General features: G+C 45.1%; 18 protein-coding genes and 1 pseudogene. 10 read left to right on the top strand and 9 right to left on the bottom strand.

The genetic code is table 11. From position 1 onward, the window contains the following. Positions 1–64: 64 nt before the first annotated feature. Positions 65–1,165, top strand: a complete 1,101-nt coding sequence (gene prfA, locus QH73_RS00925) for a peptide chain release factor 1 (RefSeq protein WP_039714875.1) — start codon at positions 65–67, stop codon at positions 1,163–1,165. 249 nt (positions 1,166–1,414) lie between these two features. Here the strand turns inward: prfA and QH73_RS00920 are convergent, their stop codons facing one another. After that, entirely contained in the window at positions 1,415–1,957 is a 543-nt protein-coding gene (locus tag QH73_RS00920) for a transposase (protein WP_132866467.1), read from the bottom strand. 279 nt (positions 1,958–2,236) lie between these two features. Here QH73_RS00920 and QH73_RS27970 point away from each other — a divergent pair, with 279 nt between their 5' ends. The 5 genes and pseudogenes from QH73_RS27970 to QH73_RS00900 all read left to right on the top strand — a co-directional run. Continuing rightward, entirely contained in the window at positions 2,237–2,746 is a 510-nt protein-coding gene (locus QH73_RS27970) for a hypothetical protein (protein ID WP_236146865.1), read from the top strand. Between the two features lie 36 nt (positions 2,747–2,782). Further along, on the top strand, positions 2,783–3,208 hold the full coding sequence (locus QH73_RS27965) for a hypothetical protein (protein ID WP_236146864.1): 426 nt from the start codon (positions 2,783–2,785) through the stop codon (positions 3,206–3,208). Positions 3,209–3,210: 2 nt separating this feature from the next. Further along, a complete protein-coding gene (locus tag QH73_RS00910; protein WP_039714874.1) occupies positions 3,211–3,609 on the top strand; it encodes a hypothetical protein in 399 nt (132 codons plus the stop codon). Positions 3,610–3,785: 176 nt separating this feature from the next. Next, entirely contained in the window at positions 3,786–4,004 is a 219-nt protein-coding gene (locus tag QH73_RS00905) for a hypothetical protein (RefSeq protein ID WP_039714873.1), read from the top strand. Between the two features lie 29 nt (positions 4,005–4,033). Then, positions 4,034–4,282, top strand: a pseudogene (locus tag QH73_RS00900) (type II toxin-antitoxin system RelE/ParE family toxin); the annotation flags it as partial. Between the two features lie 99 nt (positions 4,283–4,381). On the opposite strand, the gene QH73_RS00895 reads toward QH73_RS00900, so the two are convergent. Further along, positions 4,382–4,612 carry a hypothetical protein gene (locus QH73_RS00895; RefSeq protein ID WP_039714872.1) on the bottom strand — a complete coding sequence of 77 codons (231 nt, stop codon included), beginning with the start codon at positions 4,610–4,612 and terminating at the stop codon, positions 4,382–4,384. 238 nt (positions 4,613–4,850) lie between these two features. Here QH73_RS00895 and QH73_RS00890 point away from each other — a divergent pair, with 238 nt between their 5' ends. The 3 genes from QH73_RS00890 (at position 4,851) to secG (ending at position 8,679) form a co-directional block, all read left to right on the top strand. After that, positions 4,851–6,554 (top strand): ABC-F family ATP-binding cassette domain-containing protein, encoded by a 1,704-nt coding sequence (locus tag QH73_RS00890; protein ID WP_039714871.1) that lies wholly within the window; start codon positions 4,851–4,853, stop codon positions 6,552–6,554. Positions 6,555–6,786: 232 nt separating this feature from the next. Beyond that, positions 6,787–8,385, top strand: a complete 1,599-nt coding sequence (gene gpmI / locus QH73_RS00885) for a 2,3-bisphosphoglycerate-independent phosphoglycerate mutase (protein WP_039714870.1) — start codon at positions 6,787–6,789, stop codon at positions 8,383–8,385. A gap of 60 nt (positions 8,386–8,445) precedes the next feature. Further along, positions 8,446–8,679 carry a preprotein translocase subunit SecG gene (secG, locus tag QH73_RS00880; RefSeq protein ID WP_015152268.1) on the top strand — a complete coding sequence of 78 codons (234 nt, stop codon included), beginning with the start codon at positions 8,446–8,448 and terminating at the stop codon, positions 8,677–8,679. 52 nt (positions 8,680–8,731) lie between these two features. Here secG and QH73_RS00875 read toward each other — a convergent pair whose 3' ends face one another. The 6 genes from QH73_RS00875 to QH73_RS00855 form a co-directional block, all read right to left on the bottom strand. Continuing rightward, on the bottom strand, positions 8,732–9,904 hold the full coding sequence (locus tag QH73_RS00875) for a glycosyltransferase family 4 protein (protein ID WP_039714869.1): 1,173 nt from the start codon (positions 9,902–9,904) through the stop codon (positions 8,732–8,734). Positions 9,905–10,017: 113 nt separating this feature from the next. Beyond that, entirely contained in the window at positions 10,018–10,146 is a 129-nt protein-coding gene (locus tag QH73_RS28555; RefSeq protein WP_286194028.1) for a hypothetical protein, read from the bottom strand. After that, a complete protein-coding gene (locus QH73_RS00870; protein ID WP_039714868.1) occupies positions 10,136–11,812 on the bottom strand; it encodes an MFS transporter in 1,677 nt (558 codons plus the stop codon). The genes QH73_RS28555 and QH73_RS00870 overlap by 11 nt, the downstream gene beginning before the upstream one ends. Further along, entirely contained in the window at positions 11,799–12,758 is a 960-nt protein-coding gene (gene recO, locus QH73_RS00865; protein WP_039714867.1) for a DNA repair protein RecO, read from the bottom strand. The genes QH73_RS00870 and recO overlap by 14 nt, the downstream gene beginning before the upstream one ends. A 102-nt stretch (positions 12,759–12,860) precedes the next feature. Continuing rightward, positions 12,861–13,580 (bottom strand): deoxyribose-phosphate aldolase, encoded by a 720-nt coding sequence (gene deoC / locus QH73_RS00860; RefSeq protein ID WP_039714866.1) that lies wholly within the window; start codon positions 13,578–13,580, stop codon positions 12,861–12,863. A gap of 165 nt (positions 13,581–13,745) precedes the next feature. Further along, positions 13,746–15,044, bottom strand: a complete 1,299-nt coding sequence (locus tag QH73_RS00855) for a DNA cytosine methyltransferase (RefSeq protein WP_039714865.1) — start codon at positions 15,042–15,044, stop codon at positions 13,746–13,748. A 120-nt stretch (positions 15,045–15,164) separates the two neighbouring features. Here QH73_RS00855 and QH73_RS00850 point away from each other — a divergent pair, with 120 nt between their 5' ends. After that, positions 15,165–16,133, top strand: a complete 969-nt coding sequence (locus QH73_RS00850; RefSeq protein WP_039714864.1) for a TAXI family TRAP transporter solute-binding subunit — start codon at positions 15,165–15,167, stop codon at positions 16,131–16,133. A 55-nt stretch (positions 16,134–16,188) separates the two neighbouring features. Here QH73_RS00850 and QH73_RS00845 read toward each other — a convergent pair whose 3' ends face one another. Then, positions 16,189–17,364 carry a cysteine desulfurase family protein gene (locus tag QH73_RS00845; RefSeq protein ID WP_039714863.1) on the bottom strand — a complete coding sequence of 392 codons (1,176 nt, stop codon included), beginning with the start codon at positions 17,362–17,364 and terminating at the stop codon, positions 16,189–16,191. Between the last annotated feature and the right edge of the window lie 7 nt (positions 17,365–17,371).

The raw sequence follows: 17,371 nt of genomic DNA, 5'->3' as shown, positions 1-17,371 counted from the left end.
CTGAATCTAAGTTCACAAATTTTTGTTTATGACCCAATCTACTATTTGCTGAGCGATCGCGATTATGGCGGAACCTTACCTGCTAAACAAGCTTAAATCTGTCGAGCAAACCTATAACGAATTGACTCGTCGCCTTGCCGACCCAGACATTGCTACCGATCCGGTAGAGATGCAACGGGTAGCGAAGGCGCGCTCTTCTTTTGAAGAAGTCGTTAATACCTATGAGACTTGGAAAAATGCTCAGGAAGAACTCAAGGGAGCGCGTCAAGTCTTAAAAGAGGCGGCTGGCGATCCAGAGTTGCAGGAAATGGCAGCTTTGGAGGTGCAGGAATTAGAAGCGCAGTTGGAACAGCTAGAAAATCGTTTGAAGGTTTTACTGCTACCCCGCGACCCGAACGATGACAAGAATATCATGTTAGAAATTCGGGCGGGCACTGGTGGCGATGAGGCAAGTATCTGGGCGGGCGATTTAATTAGAATGTACTCGCGCTATGCCGATACTCAAAACTGGCGTGTCAAGCTGGTGAGCGAATCTTTGGCGGAAATGGGCGGCTTCAAAGAAGCAGTGCTAGAAATTCAAGGTGACTCGGTCTACAGCAAACTCAAGTTTGAAGCAGGGGTTCACCGCGTTCAGCGCGTACCAGTGACAGAAGCGGGGGGAAGAGTTCATACATCTACTGCGACTGTAGCTGTGATGCCAGAAGTAGACGATGTGGAAATTCACATCGATCCCACGGAAATTGAAATGAAAACAGCTCGCTCTGGCGGTGCTGGCGGTCAAAACGTCAACAAGGTGGAGACAGCAGTAGACTTATTCCACAAACCGACGGGAATTCGGATTTTCTGTACAGAAGAACGCAGCCAGTTACAAAACAAAGAACGGGCGATGCAAATTCTGCGAGCTAAATTATATGAAATGAAGCTGCGGGAACAACAAGAAGCTGTGACTTCAATGCGGCGATCGCAAGTTGGTACGGGTTCGCGATCGGAGAAGATTCGCACCTACAACTATAAAGATAATCGCGTCACAGACCATCGTTTGGGACAGAATTATTCTCTGAACCCTGTCCTAGAAGGCGATATAGAAACAATTATTCAAGATTGTATCGCTCAAGATCAACAGGAACAGTTAGCAGAATTGGCTGCATCTAGTGCGGGTGCGTAGAAGGCGATCGCGCTTGGATTAGTACGTTAAGATATGGCAACATAATCCTTCCTAAATTTAGGGAGGATTAATTTTTGGGTATGTGAAACTGCGCCAGGGAAGATCCCTGTGATGAGAAAATGCGATCGCGCTTAGGGATTGTGGGGTGAGGAAGTGCGATCGCATTTTATAGCAGTTCTTGTTTAATTACACCAATTTGTAGGGGCGCACAGCTGTGCGCCCCTACTTGCGAAAATGGCGATCTGGCTGTCATATAGAATTAGTTAAATTTTCTGTATCGTGGAGCCAATTAGAAGGATTATTTATAATGTACTGCTGAATCTTACTTAAAGATCCTTCATTGCGAATAATTTGTTCATAAAAATTTCGCTGCCAGACTGGTATTTTAGGAGTCTGGCGTATTTCATTAATTCGTTTAGTAGTAGCTGATTTAAACCCAGCAATCAATGACGGCAGAGAACGCGGTTTGCGATGTAGGGGCGCACAGCTGTGCGCCCCTACCGGATCTGGTATTCCTACAGAAGATTTGAATACAACGATCGCGTGTATGTGATTAGGCATGATAACCCATTCATCTAATTCGATTCCCGACCGAATTTTGGATGAGCGCAACCATTCTTCAGCTACTATACATCCCACTTTGAAGTGCATTTGACGATCCACAACTTCACCAAATAAGCATTCTCGATGATGAGTACAAATAGTGATAAAGTAAGCTCCTGCTTGAGAATAATCGTAACCACGTAAACGAATCGACTGGCGGTGATGAATTTTGGAATTGTATGAGATCATTATTGCCTTTTTTTGACTGAATGTCTTGCACATCTGTAGGGGCGCACAGCTGTGCGTCCCTACTCAACCGTATCGGAAGTAATTTATTAAAAATAATCGCGATCGACAAACTTTATACAAGCTTTTAATTACCTTCACTTAAGGCTCAAATTTTCCAAATTTTTAACGTGTAAATTAATAAAATATGTAGCAATTCTCAACTGTATGCGAAACATATCTGTAGGGGCGCACAGCTGTGGGCCCCTACTAGTTGTACATGACTAAAAATCGGAGACTTTTGTGATTCCACTAATATTAGGTGCTGTTGCTTTAGGGACTGCCGTATTTGGTGTAGGAGCAGGCATTTCAGGCGTTACCAGCATGAATGAAGCTAATGAAATCGGTCAACGCGCCCAAAAGCGACGTGAAGAAGCTGTCAATCAATTGCAAATAGACTGGAATGCTACTAATGACCTAGCGCAAGAGTATGGGCAACTTCAAATTGATGTAATAGTGCGTACAATTGGACGTTTTGTTGACTTTATTGAGCGAAAAATTGGCAAAGCAAAACAGAGTGATAAAGAGTTTTTAGAAGGATTGGAAGGAATTTCAGTTCAGCAGCTTGATGAGTACAAAACGGCGACCATGCAAGCCGAGCATTACTTTGTGGGTGAAGCTAAGGCTGTTGGAGTAGCAACAGCAGGATATGGCGGTGCAATGAGTCTTGTTACCTCAGTAGGAGTGGCAAGTACTGGAACAGCTATCTCTGGACTTAGTGGTGCGGCAGCTTGGAATGCAACACTAGCCTAGTTAGGAGGTGGTTCACTCGCGGCGGGTGGTGGTGGAATGGCTCTTGGTTCTCTTGTGTTGGGTGGTATTACCGTTGGTCCCGCTGTGTTGATTGGCGGTTTTGTGCTTGCTGGTGAGGGTGAGAAAGCTTTAACCAATGCACGGAAGTACGAAGCTGATGTAAATATCGCGATTGCTCAAATTGACGCAGCAAAAGATTTTCTACAACAAGTTAGACAGAGAATTTCTGAGTTAAAGGGTTTAATCGAATTACTTAATGACCGTGCTGTTCTTAGTCTTAACGAACTTGATTTATTACCATCATTTGATAAAAATAGAGATACTGAAAAGTTTCAACAGCTAGGACTTCTGATAAAAGCACTTGCAGAAATTATGAAAACTCCTGTTTTAGATGAACAAGGACAATTGAATCCTGTTACTGCTACCATTCGAGCCAAGTATTCTACTATTTCAGGTAATTAGAAATGCCAGTCAAGAAAGCTTTCTTCAAAGAGAATGTAAATCTCTTAGAGTCTCTACAGCAAGTAGTCTCAGCGTATACTGAGTACAAAATAATTGCCGAACAAGAACAAACTAAGCGTCGTGAGATTGAAGCTTGGGAACAAGAAACGATCGCGAGAATCAATGCTCAGCGAGATGTATTAATAGAATATCTCGATCGCTCTTTTGACGAACGAGCGGAAAATTTTCGGGCTTTATTTAAAGTAGTCGATCGCGCAATTACAACAGGTAATAACGAGCAACTAGCAGTAGCTTTACATTCAATTACAGAAATAGCTAAATCCAGCCCATTCAAAGAACTTGCTAATTTAACTTCGGTAAGAGCAGCACTAGACGATCCAAACCGCGAATGGACATTTTGATAAACATTTTGAAATAATACAGATCTTGTAGGGACGCACAGCTGTGCGCCCCTACAGGTTTATTATTCAAACCAATAAATTTTCTGCTGAGAATTGCGATCGCTTGGAAGTAAAAGCGAAGGCTGTAAATTACACTTTAGGATAGATTTAATAAAGTCAACAGACAATCTGAACCTATGACAATCAAAACCTCTAAGTTTCAGCAGGCGATCGAAACGGTAGAAGCTTTATCAATCGATGAGCAAGCAATGTTGCTAGAAATTCTGCAAAAAAGACTCGTACAACAACGACGGGAGCAACTTTTACAAGAAATCGCAGAAGCAGAACAAGACTATGCTCAGGGGAATGTGAAGCGTGGTTCAGTCAAAGACTTCTTAGCGGAGCTGGACGATTGAAAAGTTTAGTTTGAAGTTCAGCATTCACTCGCGCTGTTAAACGTCTAGTTCGCCAAAATCCACAGATGCTTCCTCAAATCGAACGAGTCTTGCAGCAGTTAGCGGAAGATCCATTTCACCCTAGTTTGCGTACTCATAAACTCAAAGGAGATTTAGCAGGAAGATGGGCTTGTTCAATTGACTATAGTAATCGCATCTTGTTTGAGTTTGTAAAAAGCTCTGAGTTGGGTGAAGAAATCTTACTACTAACTTTAGGCTCACACGATGAGGTTTATTAAATTTTGATGGCACTCTTTAACTTTCTGCTGAGAATTACGATCGCCTCCTCTAATGCCCGATAAGCGCGATCGCCCACCCCCCATACAGCCAGCCTAATACTACTGTTGAATCTCTCCCCGCGCTAGGCGTGCTTCGTACTCTTCTGGGTGCTTGGAATAATCTGAAATATCTGAGGTGCTAATTTTCAAGGCTTCGGTAGAATGCATCCATAAAGCCGAGCGAGTGCTATCTTGGTCTAGTCGCAAAGAATCTACAAAATTGCTCACTTCCTTAACAAGCGGTTCTGGCAGTTGGAGAATTTTGGAAATTGTCTCATCATACAAGCTCATTTGTTATTCCTTGTTTGAATCAATTTGATGCACCGAATTTGCGTACCAACAGCCTAATGAAGATAATTCAATATAGAGGTGTGAGGACTGCGCGTCAATCATATTAGTCACCTTATGTGACTTCAACCTAGAAATTAAGATTCTCCAAATCTTTTGTCGGTCTTGAAGAATGCCCCCTACATCTTGCGATTAAATTTTGTTACGATGTCGATGAAGCGATCGCCCTTGGAGAGACTGAATGCTGCGACTGGAACACATTAGTAAAATTTATCCTACTGGTGAAGTCCTGAAAGATGTGAATTGGGAAGTCAAAGCAGGCGATCGCATCGGTTTAGTAGGTGTCAACGGAGCAGGCAAGTCTACCCAACTGAAAATTATTGCTGGAGAGATTGAGCCAACCACCGGAGAGGTGATTCGTCCTGCTAGTTTACACATAGCATACTTGACCCAAGAATTTGAAGTCGATCCTACTCGTACTGTAAAGGAAGAGTTCTGGCGTGCCTTTGTTGAGGCAAACGAAGTTCATGAAAGTTTGACAAACGTACAACATCAGTTAGAAACCGCAACACCCGAAGAATTAGATAAACTCCTGCGACAAATGGATCGCTTCCAGCGCCAGTTTGAAGCTTTGGATGGTTACAGCCTGGAGGCGCAAATCGATAAAATCTTGCCAGAGCTGGGATTTGAACTAGGAGATGGCGATCGCCTTGTCAGCGCTTTTAGTGGCGGTTGGCAGATGCGGATGAGTTTGGGCAAGATTTTACTACAAAAACCCGATTTGTTACTTCTAGACGAGCCGACTAACCATTTAGATTTAGAAACTATTGAGTGGTTGGAAAATTACCTGAAAGGGTTAATTACACCGATGGTAATTGTTTCTCACGATCGCGAATTTCTCGATCGCCTTTGCACTCAAATTGTCGAAACTGAGAGAGGAGTTTCCACCACATACTTAGGTAACTATTCAATTTATTTACAACAAAAATTTGAAGCTAAGGAAGCCCAACAAAGTGCCTACGAACGGCAACAGAAAGAGCTTGATAAACAGCAAGCATTTGTCGATAAGTTTAGAGCTAGTGCTACTCGCAGTACGCAAGCAAAAAGCCGCGAGAAACAATTAGATAAAATCGAGCGCGTCGAAGCACCGATATCAGATTTAAAAACCCTGCACTTTCGCTTTCCACCCGCACCTCGTAGCGGACGAGAAGTGGTGAAGATTCAAGATTTAACCCATATATACGACGACAAAATATTATTTTTAGGTGGAAACCTCTTAATAGAAAGAGGCGATCGCATTGCTTTTCTCGGTCCCAATGGTGCGGGTAAATCTACATTACTGCGTCTGATTACGGGAATGGAGGAACCGACAGAAGGAGTAGTCGAACTGGGCGCTCATAACGTGATTCCTAGCTATTTCGAGCAGAATCAAGCAGAAGCCTTAGATTTAAACAAAACCGTCATGGAAACGATCCATGATGAAGTTCCCGACTGGACGAATGAAGAAGTTCGCACGTTGTTAGGAAGATTTTTATTCAGCGGCGACACGGTATTTAAAAAAGTTGCAGCCTTAAGTGGAGGCGAAAAAGCCCGTCTCGCTTTAGCAAAAATGCTGCTACGTCCGGCAAATTTATTGATTTTAGATGAGCCGACAAATCATTTAGATATTCCAGCGAAAGAAATGCTGGAAGAAGCAATTCAAAATTACGATGGTACGGTACTGATCGTTTCTCACGATCGCTACTTCATCTCTCAAGTCGCTAACAAAATTATCGAAATCCGCGATGGAGAATTTCGAGTTTATTTGGGAGATTACCATTACTACCAAAATAAATTAGCAGAAGAACGAGAACAGGAAAGACAAGCCGCGATTGCTGCCGAGAAAGCTGCTAAAAAAGCCGCCAAAGCCTCTAAAGCTGCCGCTAAGAAAGGGAGTAGGGGTTAGAAAAAAAGACAAGGGAGACAAGGAAGACAAGGGGGAGGTTCAATCTAAAATCTGAAATCTAAAATCTAAAATTACTCACTCCTCACTCCTCGCCCCTCCCAGAAGCGATCCCCAGTAGAAAAACTGAAAGTTATAGTAGAGAAAATGACAAAATCAGCAAAAAAACCCTTGCAGAGACAATCAGCAGTGGTATCATGACGGTTGAGTTAACAAAAGTAAAGGGTAACATCGTATGACCCAAGCACCTGTTGCTCCCGTGGTGCTAGTGATATTAGACGGATGGGGTTATCGCGAGGCAGCAGACGGTAACGCGATTTCATCTGCAAAAACTCCTGTAATGGATAGCCTCTGGGCAGTCTATCCCAGAACTCTAATTCGCACTTCAGGCAAAGCAGTAGGGTTGCCAGAGGGTCAAATGGGCAACTCGGAAGTCGGACACCTGAATATTGGTGCAGGGCGAGTTGTACCGCAAGAATTAGTCAGAATTACAGACGCGGTCGAAGATGGTTCAATTGGGCAAAACGCAGCGATCGCTCAGTTGTGCCGAGAAGTCAAAGACAGAAATGGTAAACTGCACCTAATCGGCTTATGCTCGGAAGGTGGGGTACACTCCCATTTAAGCCACTTGTTAGGATTGCTAGACTTAGCAAAGGCACAAAAGATCGCTCAGGTCTGCATCCATGCAATTACGGATGGACGTGATACAACACCTACAGAAGGCGTAGAAGCTCTCAAACAGATTCAAGAACACGTAGATTTAATTGGTGTCGGTCAGATCGTCACTCTCAGCGGTCGTTACTATGCAATGGATCGCGATCGCCGTTGGGATCGCGTCAAACGTGCCTACGATGTGATGACTCAAGACGGTGCAGGCGACGGGCGATCGGCAGTTGAGGTCTTACAAGCTTCCTACGATGAGGGAGTCACTGATGAATTTGTCATCCCTACACGGATCGCTCCGGGAGCGATAGAACCAGGCGATGGCGTACTCTTTTACAATTTTCGCCCCGATCGCGCCAGACAACTGACTTATGCTTTCGTCAAGCCAGACTTTGACGGCTTTGAAAGGCAGCAGATCGAGCCTTTATCATTTGTCACGTTTACGCAGTACGACTCCGAACTTTCCGTCCCCATCGCTTTTGAGCCGCAGAATCTCAATAACATTTTAGGTGAAGTCATTGCTCAACACGGACTCAAGCAGTTTCGCACCGCAGAAACAGAAAAATATGCCCACGTTACTTACTTCTTCAATGGCGGCTTAGAAGACCCATTTGAAGGTGAAGATCGGGAAATGGTGATGAGTCCGATGGTAGCGACCTACGACAAAGCGCCAGCCATGTCAGCTGAAGCGGTGACAGATGTAGCGATCGCCGCGATAAAGCAACAAATTTACTCTCTGGTAGTCATTAACTACGCCAACCCCGATATGGTGGGTCATACAGGCGAGATTCCAGCAACTGTTGAAGCAATTGAGACTGTCGATCGCTGTTTGGGACATTTATTGGAAAGTATCGGTCAAGTAGGAGGCACGGCTATAGTTACTGCCGATCACGGTAATGCCGAGTACATGCGAGACGAACGTGGTAATCCCTGGACGGCACATACGACAAATCCAGTTCCTTTAATACTGATTGAAGGCGAAAAAGCGAAGATACCCGGCTACGGTACAGAGGTAGCGCTTAGGAGTGACGGCAAGCTTGCCGATCTCGCACCGACGATTCTAGAAATCTTGCAGCTTCCCCAACCAGCAGAGATGACTGGTCAATCTTTAATTGCCCCAGCTAAGTATGAAGTTCAATCTTCCCGTACTCCTGTCAGAATGGGCTGGTAAAGTTAAATAAGTAAGCAAGTAAGCTATACTTTTTTTGCGCTATCTGAGCTAATTCGCACTATGACAGTTACTACAGTTCTTGAAGCTATCTGGGCATTTTCTGCCGTGGGTTTGATTGTTTTGGTACTACTGCACAGTCCCAAAGGTGATGGGATCGGTGCGATCGGCGGTCAGGCACAGTTATTTAGCAGTACCAAAAGTGCAGAAACAACGCTAAACCGCGTTACTTGGGCATTGGTAGTAACGTTTTTAGGTTTAACAGTAGTTTTAAGTGCTGGTTGGTTGAATAGATAAATTGTAGAGGCGTTCCCGGGAGCGCCTCTACAATTTATCTTCTACAATTTATCTATAGTCGAGCGCGAAACTTAGAACTGAGAATTTTTGAACTTTGCCGTTGTGACAATACGCTGTCATAAAGCTGCTCTAGCCGATCGATATTCTGACTCAGGGTATAGCGCTCTAATACTCGCTGTCGCGCTTTTTGCCCTAGTAAGATGGTAAGTTCTGGATGATCTTGAAACAAAGGTAGCAGAGTTGATAGTTGTGACGTGACGCGCCTGGGAGTGAGAACTACACCAGCGCCATTTTCTAACACTTCCCCATCTGCACCCACATTTGTAGCTAAACATGCCAGACCACAAGCCATTGCCTCTAACAAAGAAATTGACAATCCCTCTACCAAAGACGGCAAAACAAACACATCGCTACCACGCAAAATCTCCAACCGTCGATTTTCATCAGCAATATATCCCAGCCAGTAAATACCAAATTCTGCGCTGTAGAAAGGTCGCAAAGAAGCGGTAAGGGGACCATCACCTACCATGAGCAATTTACTACTAGGTTTCATATCCGCTTGCTTCCAGGCGCGAAGCAATGCTTCGATATTTTTTTCCGCAGCAATTCGACCTTGATAGACGAATAGTCGTTCGGCGTGGAATTCTTGCTTGATACGTGAAGTCCCAGGACTATATTTCTGTACGTCTACGCCGTTGGGGATCACTGCTACTTTGTCAGCAGTCAAACCCATTTTGGCAAACAACTCTCGCTGGACTTCCGAAAAGACGATAACGCGATCGTAGTTGATTAAAAATGGAGCATACAGTTGATATGCCAGCAATTGAGTACCCGATACGAGTTTTGCCCCTTTACCAGCATAGGGAGTGTGGAAAGTTGCAATAAGAGGCAGGTTCAGCTCCTCGCAAATCTCTGGCAGGATGAAATCTAGGGGAGATAGCGTTAAAGATGCATGAACTAAATCTGGTTTTAACTCCCGTAGCGACTGAGTTAAAACCTTTGTTGCCCCTAAAGTCGGGATTGTATAGACTTGAGACTTATAGAGGAAAGGTAGAGGGACTTCTGGGCAGTCGGGCCAATTATCCCGCTTAGCTTCTTCTTCTTCTTGAGCGAAGTGAAGAAAACTAACCTGATTTCCTCGGTCTAGCAAGGCATTAGTAACTTCTCGACTGTAAGTAACATTGCCACAAAAGGGTGATTTTTTTCCAATCCAGGCAATATGCATTCGGTTGCGGCTCGATTTTCCGATCTAGTAAGAGACTTAGGGAGTCGGGTGTGGGGTGTGGGGTGTAGGGTGTAGGGTGTAGGGTGTGGGGTGTGGGTGTGGTGCGTGGTGAGTCAATTCTCTCCCTCAGCTCCCTCAGTTCCCTCAGCTCCGCGACTCTCTCTTTCCCCTGCTCCCTGCTCCCTGCTCCCTACTCCCTTAATTCCCCCCAAAGCCTCTCGTTGATAATAACTAACTAACAATCTGGGTCTCTGTACGGCAAATATACCAGGTTAAGAGACCTCCTGCGATCGCGATTACGGCTAAACTTAGAAAAACTGCCTGTAAACCAATTAATGTCTCGGCTAAACCAGCCAGTGCTAGGGGTAGAGACAAAGCAATATTAATGGCATTATTTTGGAGACCAAAGACTTTACCATGCATGTCAGGCGGAGTCTCTTTTTGAATTGTGGTCTGCATGGGGATCGCTACTAAGGCAGCACAAGCCCCTAGCAGCGCAATCAATGCTAAAGCAAACCACAGTTGTTGGGAGAACATCGATAGACCGACTAAGGAGGCTGCTACGCCCACAGAACCCCACAAACTTAACTGAGCGTGGGAAAAGCGTTGACCGAATTGACCGAGGAGAGTTGCACCAGAGGCAATTCCAACGCCGCCAGCCGCTAACAGAAAGCCAAACTGAGAAGATTTTAACCCTGGAATGACTTCTGCTAGCCGCACGGCAAGCACGGTTAAAGCTGCAAAGATCGAAAATAAAATGATTAGCTGGAGGAGAGCATTGCGGACGCGGCGATTGTGCCTCAGATAGCTCAGTCCATCGCGCAAGTCTTGCAAAACGTGAGGCGGTTCTCGATCGCTATCGGGCAGACTTTCGCCAGTTTTGAGGAGAAATAAAATCAGTCCGGCAATCGCGTAACTCCCGCCAACAACGATTTCCTTACCCATACCCGTACCGACACCAATACGATCGGTAATTGTATCGGCGATCGCCAGTAACGGTTCTCCTACCGCAAATCCCACAACCACCAAAGCCATCATTGTCGTGGTGTAAAGCGAGTTAGCTGATAGTAAGTGTCTTCGCTCCACGACTAACGGAATCGCTGCTTGTTCGGCTGGAGCAAAGAACTGTGTCAGTGTCGAGATCGCAAACGATAATCCTAAAAGAATCGCAAAGCCTACGGGCAAATTAAAAATTGAATGCCAGTCTTGCGTGAACCACAACAGAAATGGGACTGACAACACAAAAACGCCCCGTAGCAAGTTTGTCACTACGAGTACAATCTTTTTCGACCATCGATCGACAAATACCCCTGCAACTGAGCCAAATAAGACTGCGGGGATGGTAAAAGCCATCATAATCGCCGAAACCCAGCCGCTGATACTTTGATCGCTGGCTTGAAAGCGGCTGGAAACGATCGCGATCGTCATCACTAAATAAACTTTATCAGCGAGTTGAGAAAAGACTTGACCGCTCCATAAAGAGAGAAAATTGCGGTTGCGCAAAACGGGCAAAAATCCTTGTGGCTCTTCAGATGGTGGCTCGTCTCCATGCACTTGAGAACTGCCGTTTGAGCCACCCAACTCCGTGGCAATCGCGCTATCCTTACTTTCTAGCGTTTTTGTAACTACGCCATTTCTAACAGTTTCATTTAACTGCTCTATTTTTGGCAGCTTGTCATCTGCCTCTCTCATATACAATTCACTGTTTTCTTGAGTGTTGGTTTTTTCTGGGAAATTTGTATTTTCAGCTACAGAATTTTGATTTATTTGCTTTTTACTAGATAAATATCTGGGCGTAGATGGCGTAGACCGCGAATTAGCAGCGTGACCTCCAATGGGACTTCTGAGGGAATTAGCCTCAGCAGAGGATGGCTTGATATTTCTTGTATCTAAATCAAACGGTTGCATGATTTTCTGTTAAAGGACTCGGCAGGGAAGCGAAATAACTATCGATTAGGGCAGCTGACCGAATTGGGCGACCGAAGTGATACTGTACGTACTGACGCAAAATGCGTTCGATGGATAACCAATCATGGTGATGCAAATCAGCGATCGCAGGTAGATTAGCCTGAGACAGATGTTGCAATAGAGTTAGTTCTGCGGCATTTAGCCGCCGATCGAGTACGAGTTTCTCTTGCTTGTGGGCGATCGCCCGATAACCCGTACCGATCGCCTCTGCCACTCTGCCCGTAGATGGCAAAATCTTGGTATTAGTAACATCATCAGGTTTTATGGATTTGTTTCGATCGCTATTTTTGCCTGTAGCCGATGCATTTTCCCAAGCAGACAAATTTACCGTTCCCCCTGCTGATGTACTAAATCCTACTTGCCAGTCAGGAGTAGAAAAATCTGGAGTCAGGGAATTTGCCGTTAAAGAACAAGCTTGAACTTGGGGCGCAACCCCTGCCAAAGCTAACAGGTGAAACGCTGCATGGCATAGATGAGCCAAGATAGAAAATCCTGAAGATTTAGGCAATTGTTCCAGGCGTTTAAGATGCTCGTTGAGCAAGTAAAACAATTCAGTTTGGGGTTGTTCGCTCAAAGCTTGACACATCGCCATTTCTGCCAAATACTGGCTAGCTGCTAGCTTACCTAAGTCTTGACCCAGAGCGGGGTAGGACTCTAGGGTTTCAGCTTGAGTAATTTTATCGAGCGATCGCCCCTTAGCAATCAACAATTCGTTGACGACAAACAACCCACTTCTACCACCAATCTTTGAATTTTGCTTTCTCACCCCAGGCGCAACAGCTCGGATCAAACCAAACTCCTGAGTCAAAATCGTCAGCAACCGATCCGCCTCACCCAAAGGCATACTCTTTAAATTAATTCCAGTGGCTTTGTAGGTACGACTCATAAATTAGGGGGTAAGGAGTGAGGGGTGAGGAGCGAGGGAAAAAATTAGGGAAACAGAGGCGGAGAAACAGTAATAATTCTACTTGTCTATATTTAATTCCACTTACCCCTCACTCCTCACTCCTCGCTCCTCGAAGCTTGTCTCTTTTTCCAGGTTATCGCGCTGGCGGAGTAGATCGACGCTACGAGATGTACCTAGTCGCGTCGCCCCTGCCAATATTAGCTCTATTGCCTGGTCTATAGTGCGAATTCCTCCCGATGCCTTAATACCGACTCGTTCCTTAGCAATTTCTTTAAGTAAGCGCACGTCTGCCACTGTTGCACCCCCATTCCATCCCGTACTTGTTTTGAGAAACGCTGCTCCCGCATCCATACATATATCTGCGGCAAGTCGTTTTTCTGCCTCTGTCAGAAGGGTGGTTTCTAAAATAACTTTGACTGTTTGCCCCGTTTCTGCGCAAATCTCGGCTATTTCTCGGTGCAGTGCTTCTATTTTCTCAGCTTTAAGCCAGCCTAAATTGATGACGACATCTAATTCAGTCGCCCCGCTGTCGGCTGCTTCTTGCGCTTCGTACAGCTTCACCGCTGATGTCGTGGCTCCAGTAGGAAAGCCAATCACCGTGCAAACTTTTGGTTTTTTGCCGTGGAGCAATTCTGCTGCTTGCCGCACGTAGACGGGGTTGATACAAACTGCGGCAAATCCAAATCTGTCTGCTTCCATACACCACTGTTCTACCTGGGCGGGCGTTGCCGTCGGGATCAGCAAGGTATGGTCGATTAATGGGGCAATGTCAATCTCTCGGTAGTCTGCTGCTGCCACCATCACGTATGCTCTCAGTCACCTCTGTTTTAAGTTTTATCAGAATTCTGAGACATTATTTAAAGTTTTTTTAATTTAAAGTTTTTGACTGGCGCGATCGCCCATAACTCTCGGCTAGCGAGAAACAAATAGCCTACCAACTCTAGTCAACAATACCGAAAACGACACTCATTCTCTTCGCTTCTGTCTTAACCTTGGCGCGATCGCATTTGCCGCTACACCATAGATTCGCGCTGCTTGAGTCATATTGAGTTGAAGTAGGCGATCGCTTCCCATCTGTTGTGTTTCTTTTGGTTTGACTGGTACTACTCCTAAAACACGGATAATTTCTCTGGCAATTGCCTGAGCTAAAAGTGGTGGTACAGAATTTCCTACCTGGCGAAAACCGTGCCATTTTGTCTGATGAAATCGAAACCAGTCGGGATAAGAATGCAATCGGGCGGCTTCCCTAACAGTAATACATCTAGGCTTATAAGGATGAATCGGACGGGGTGAAGTAAAAGCACCCAAATTACTCGCCGTCCCAGCTCTCAAAGTATTGCAAATACCTTCAGGAGCAAGTTTATAAAAGTGGCTGATTGGCTCTACTTCCCCCCAATTGGTAGTAGCAAATCTAGCAATAGAACTGTCACCGTGACGAGTTCTCAAACTAGAAGTTAATAAGCACGGCTCGAAATAGCGATCGCCAGCGTAGTTATCATTGTTAGCAAAAATACCGCGCATTTTACTACTATAATGACTGGGTTTGTCGTATTCAACGATTGCCCAATCTTGTCGCAGTAATTCTGGATACATTTCTACTACTGGGAGGTCGCATAGTGCATCCCAAATTGTGGGAGTTGGTTTTAAATGAGGTAAAATTAAAATATATTTTGATTTACGAGAGAGCGAGGGTTTTGTTATCGGTTGAGGATATTCGGGCAGAGGTAAACCGTAACGACAGCCAAGCAGAAATAATCTGGCTCGATCTTGAGGTACGCCATAGTTTGCCGCATTTAAAACCCGATAATCTGTTTTGACTTCGTACCCACCAGCGCTAAAAGCTGTAATTAATTCTGAAAGAAATTGCCGATGATTGCCAATAGTTAATCCTGGTACATTTTCAAACACGAAATATTTTGGATTTAACTCTAGTACCAATCGCAAAAAGTGATGTACCAACGCATTGCGTGGATCGTCCAAAGTGCGTTTGCCAATTAACGAAAATCCCTGACAGGGTGAACCGCCAAAGACAACATCAATATCGCGATCGCCTATTGTCGAACGATTTCTAATTTCTGCACCTGTAGTATCGATCGCGCTCTTACATAAAATCGAGCAAAATGGAAAATTAAACTGATGGGTTGCACAATGGATCGGATCGATTTCCACAGATGCCAGGACATCAAAACCTGCTTGCTCAAAACCAAGCGTCATCCCACCAACACCTGCAAACAAATCTACACCGATAGGTCGTCCGCTATCCATTCCCATTTTTCAAACTGTATTGTGTTTGAAAGTTAATTATCGCCTGCGACTTGTCTTTTTTTTCTCTTTCATCTATTTTGTTAAGTTAGTTAGCATTTCCTAGATGGAAAACATCTATCTATGAGTAAAAGATTATTCTTATTGTTATTAGTCTTGACAGCTTTGATATTAGGACTAGGGCAACCACTGCTGAAAGATGCCGCGATCGCCCAAGAAAGTATAACAGTTCTCACCGCTAGAAAAGATAGCCTTTATTACCAAGCTGCTACTGAACTAGCTGCTAGTCTCAAAGATTCTGGATTTAAACTCGACGTTCGAGAGTCTCCTGGCTCTTTCCAAAACCTGCAACAGTTAGGCAGCGGCCGCGCTGACTTAGCATTTGCTCAGCAAGACGTACTCACATTTTTGCAAAGTTTATCTGACGAAAGCCTTTCACGACTGGCAGATAATGTTAAGGTATTCGCTCCAGTCACCAACGAAGACGTACACTTAATAGTCAACTCTACGGCTAAAATCGATAAATTTACAGATTTAGCTGGTAAAAATGTGGGAGTTGGTCCCGAAAACTCAGGCACTTACGTCAGTGCAATTTTACTCTATCAACTGCACGATCTGGATGTTACTCAAGAGAATCTCGTGACCGCAGAAGTTGCAGATGCGATCGCCCAAGTTATATCTGGGGAACTCGATGCCGCTTTCTATACTGCTGGTATGGGTGCGCCGTTATTGAAAAAGATTACTGCTCAGCAGGGGAAGAACCTGAAATTGTTATCGATTAACGTCCAATCACTCAAACCAGAAGCAATATTTCCCAAAACTAAATCGCCTTTGTATTTACCTGCAACCGTTCCTGGCAATACCTACCCTTGGCAAAAACAAGCCGTAAATACCGCTGCTACTTTTTCTGCTTTGTTTGTGAATCGTGCTATGGAACCTCAGAAGGTCTACGATTTAGCCAAAGCTGCCTATGCAAATTCGTCGGTGCTGAAATCTCAAAACCCTTTTTGGCAACTCTTTTCGATCGCTCAAGCTAAAAACGGCGCATACGCCAAGTTAGACTATCACGACGGAGTGAAAAAGCTGTTTTAGCGGTCATTGGTCATTAGTTATTAGTTGTTGGTTGCTAACCACCAGCCACTAGCCACTAGTCACTGACAACTGTTAACTGTTTTTGCCGTCGCAAGCTGGAGATTGTCGCCACAACGTGTTCTGCCACGCGATCGATCTCCTCTATCGTATTAAACCGCCCAATCCCAAATCGAATTGAGGCATAAGCTAGCTGTTCCGAGCGCCCCAAGGCTAGTAAAACGTGAGACGAGGCTGTTTTGGCAGAAGAACAAGCCGCACCGGAGGACACCGCTACAACAGGTTGTAAGCCCAAATGCAGCGCCGTGCCGTCAACACCCTCGATGCTAACGTTCAAATTACCAGGCAACCTTTGGCTGGGATGTCCATTTAAATACACCCCGTCTAATTGGCTCAACTTTTGCCACAGCCGATCGCGTAGTTGCATTTGGCGCTTTGCCTCTGTCTCCCGTTCTGCCAAGGCGATCGCGACTGCTTCACCAAAACCAACAATCTGCGGCGTATACAAAGTCCCAGAACGCATTCCCCGTTCTTGTCCGCCGCCGTGTAGCTGTGGTGCTAGTTGGACTCTAGGATTGCGCCTTCGCACGTACAAAGCACCAATCCCTTTTGGTCCATGCACTTTGTGCGCCGTCAGCGACATTAAATCGATCTGCATCGCCTGCACGTCGAGTGGAATTTTACCAATCGCCTGTGCAGCATCAGTATGAAATAAAACTTGGCGATCGCGGCACATTTTGCCAATCTCTGCTAACGGTTGCAATACACCAATTTCGTTATTTGCTGCCATCACCGAGACTAAAATCGTATCGGGACGGAATGCTTGTGCTAATTCTTCTAGATCGATTAACCCGTCGATTTGCACGGGTAAAAACGTCACCTCAAAACCGAGCGATCGCAAATATTCGCTAGGGTCGATAACAGCATTATGCTCTGTCGCCAGCGTAATAATGTGCCGTCCTTTCTGAAAATAAGCCTCAGCCACCCCTTTAATAGCTAAATTATTTGCTTCCGTCGCTCCACTCGTAAAGACAATTTCCTCTGGCGTAGCCGCGATCGCATCTGCCAATATTTCCCTTGCTTGTCTCACCGCCGCTTCTGCTTCCCAGCCGTAAACGTGGCTGTTACTCGACGGATTACCAAAATGCTCTCGAAAGTAGGGTAACATCGCCTGCAAAACTCTTTCATCTAGCGGCGTAGTCGAGTGGCAATCTAAGTAAATTGGGCGAGACATGGTAAGT

The sequence above is a fragment of the Scytonema millei VB511283 genome (assembly GCF_000817735.3).
Classification (GTDB): domain Bacteria; phylum Cyanobacteriota; class Cyanobacteriia; order Cyanobacteriales; family Chroococcidiopsidaceae; genus Chroococcidiopsis; species Chroococcidiopsis millei_B.
This window is presented reverse-complemented; position numbering and strand designations above follow the sequence as displayed.

Coding starts and splice junctions, on each gene's coding strand:
- secG (WP_015152268.1), top strand. CDS start 8,446: ATGACAGTTACTACAGTTCTTGAAGCTATCTGGGCATTTTCTGCCGTG.
- QH73_RS00910 (WP_039714874.1), top strand. CDS start 3,211: ATGCCAGTCAAGAAAGCTTTCTTCAAAGAGAATGTAAATCTCTTAGAG.
- deoC (WP_039714866.1), bottom strand. CDS start 13,580: ATGGTGGCAGCAGCAGACTACCGAGAGATTGACATTGCCCCATTAATC.
- recO (WP_039714867.1), bottom strand. CDS start 12,758: ATGAGTCGTACCTACAAAGCCACTGGAATTAATTTAAAGAGTATGCCT.
- QH73_RS00855 (WP_039714865.1), bottom strand. CDS start 15,044: ATGGATAGCGGACGACCTATCGGTGTAGATTTGTTTGCAGGTGTTGGT.
- QH73_RS00870 (WP_039714868.1), bottom strand. CDS start 11,812: ATGCAACCGTTTGATTTAGATACAAGAAATATCAAGCCATCCTCTGCT.
- QH73_RS27965 (WP_236146864.1), top strand. CDS start 2,783: ATGGCTCTTGGTTCTCTTGTGTTGGGTGGTATTACCGTTGGTCCCGCT.
- QH73_RS00845 (WP_039714863.1), bottom strand. CDS start 17,364: ATGTCTCGCCCAATTTACTTAGATTGCCACTCGACTACGCCGCTAGAT.
- QH73_RS00905 (WP_039714873.1), top strand. CDS start 3,786: ATGACAATCAAAACCTCTAAGTTTCAGCAGGCGATCGAAACGGTAGAA.
- prfA (WP_039714875.1), top strand. CDS start 65: ATGGCGGAACCTTACCTGCTAAACAAGCTTAAATCTGTCGAGCAAACC.
- gpmI (WP_039714870.1), top strand. CDS start 6,787: ATGACCCAAGCACCTGTTGCTCCCGTGGTGCTAGTGATATTAGACGGA.
- QH73_RS00890 (WP_039714871.1), top strand. CDS start 4,851: ATGCTGCGACTGGAACACATTAGTAAAATTTATCCTACTGGTGAAGTC.
- QH73_RS00850 (WP_039714864.1), top strand. CDS start 15,165: ATGAGTAAAAGATTATTCTTATTGTTATTAGTCTTGACAGCTTTGATA.
- QH73_RS00875 (WP_039714869.1), bottom strand. CDS start 9,904: ATGCATATTGCCTGGATTGGAAAAAAATCACCCTTTTGTGGCAATGTT.
- QH73_RS00895 (WP_039714872.1), bottom strand. CDS start 4,612: ATGAGCTTGTATGATGAGACAATTTCCAAAATTCTCCAACTGCCAGAA.
- QH73_RS00920 (WP_132866467.1), bottom strand. CDS start 1,957: ATGATCTCATACAATTCCAAAATTCATCACCGCCAGTCGATTCGTTTA.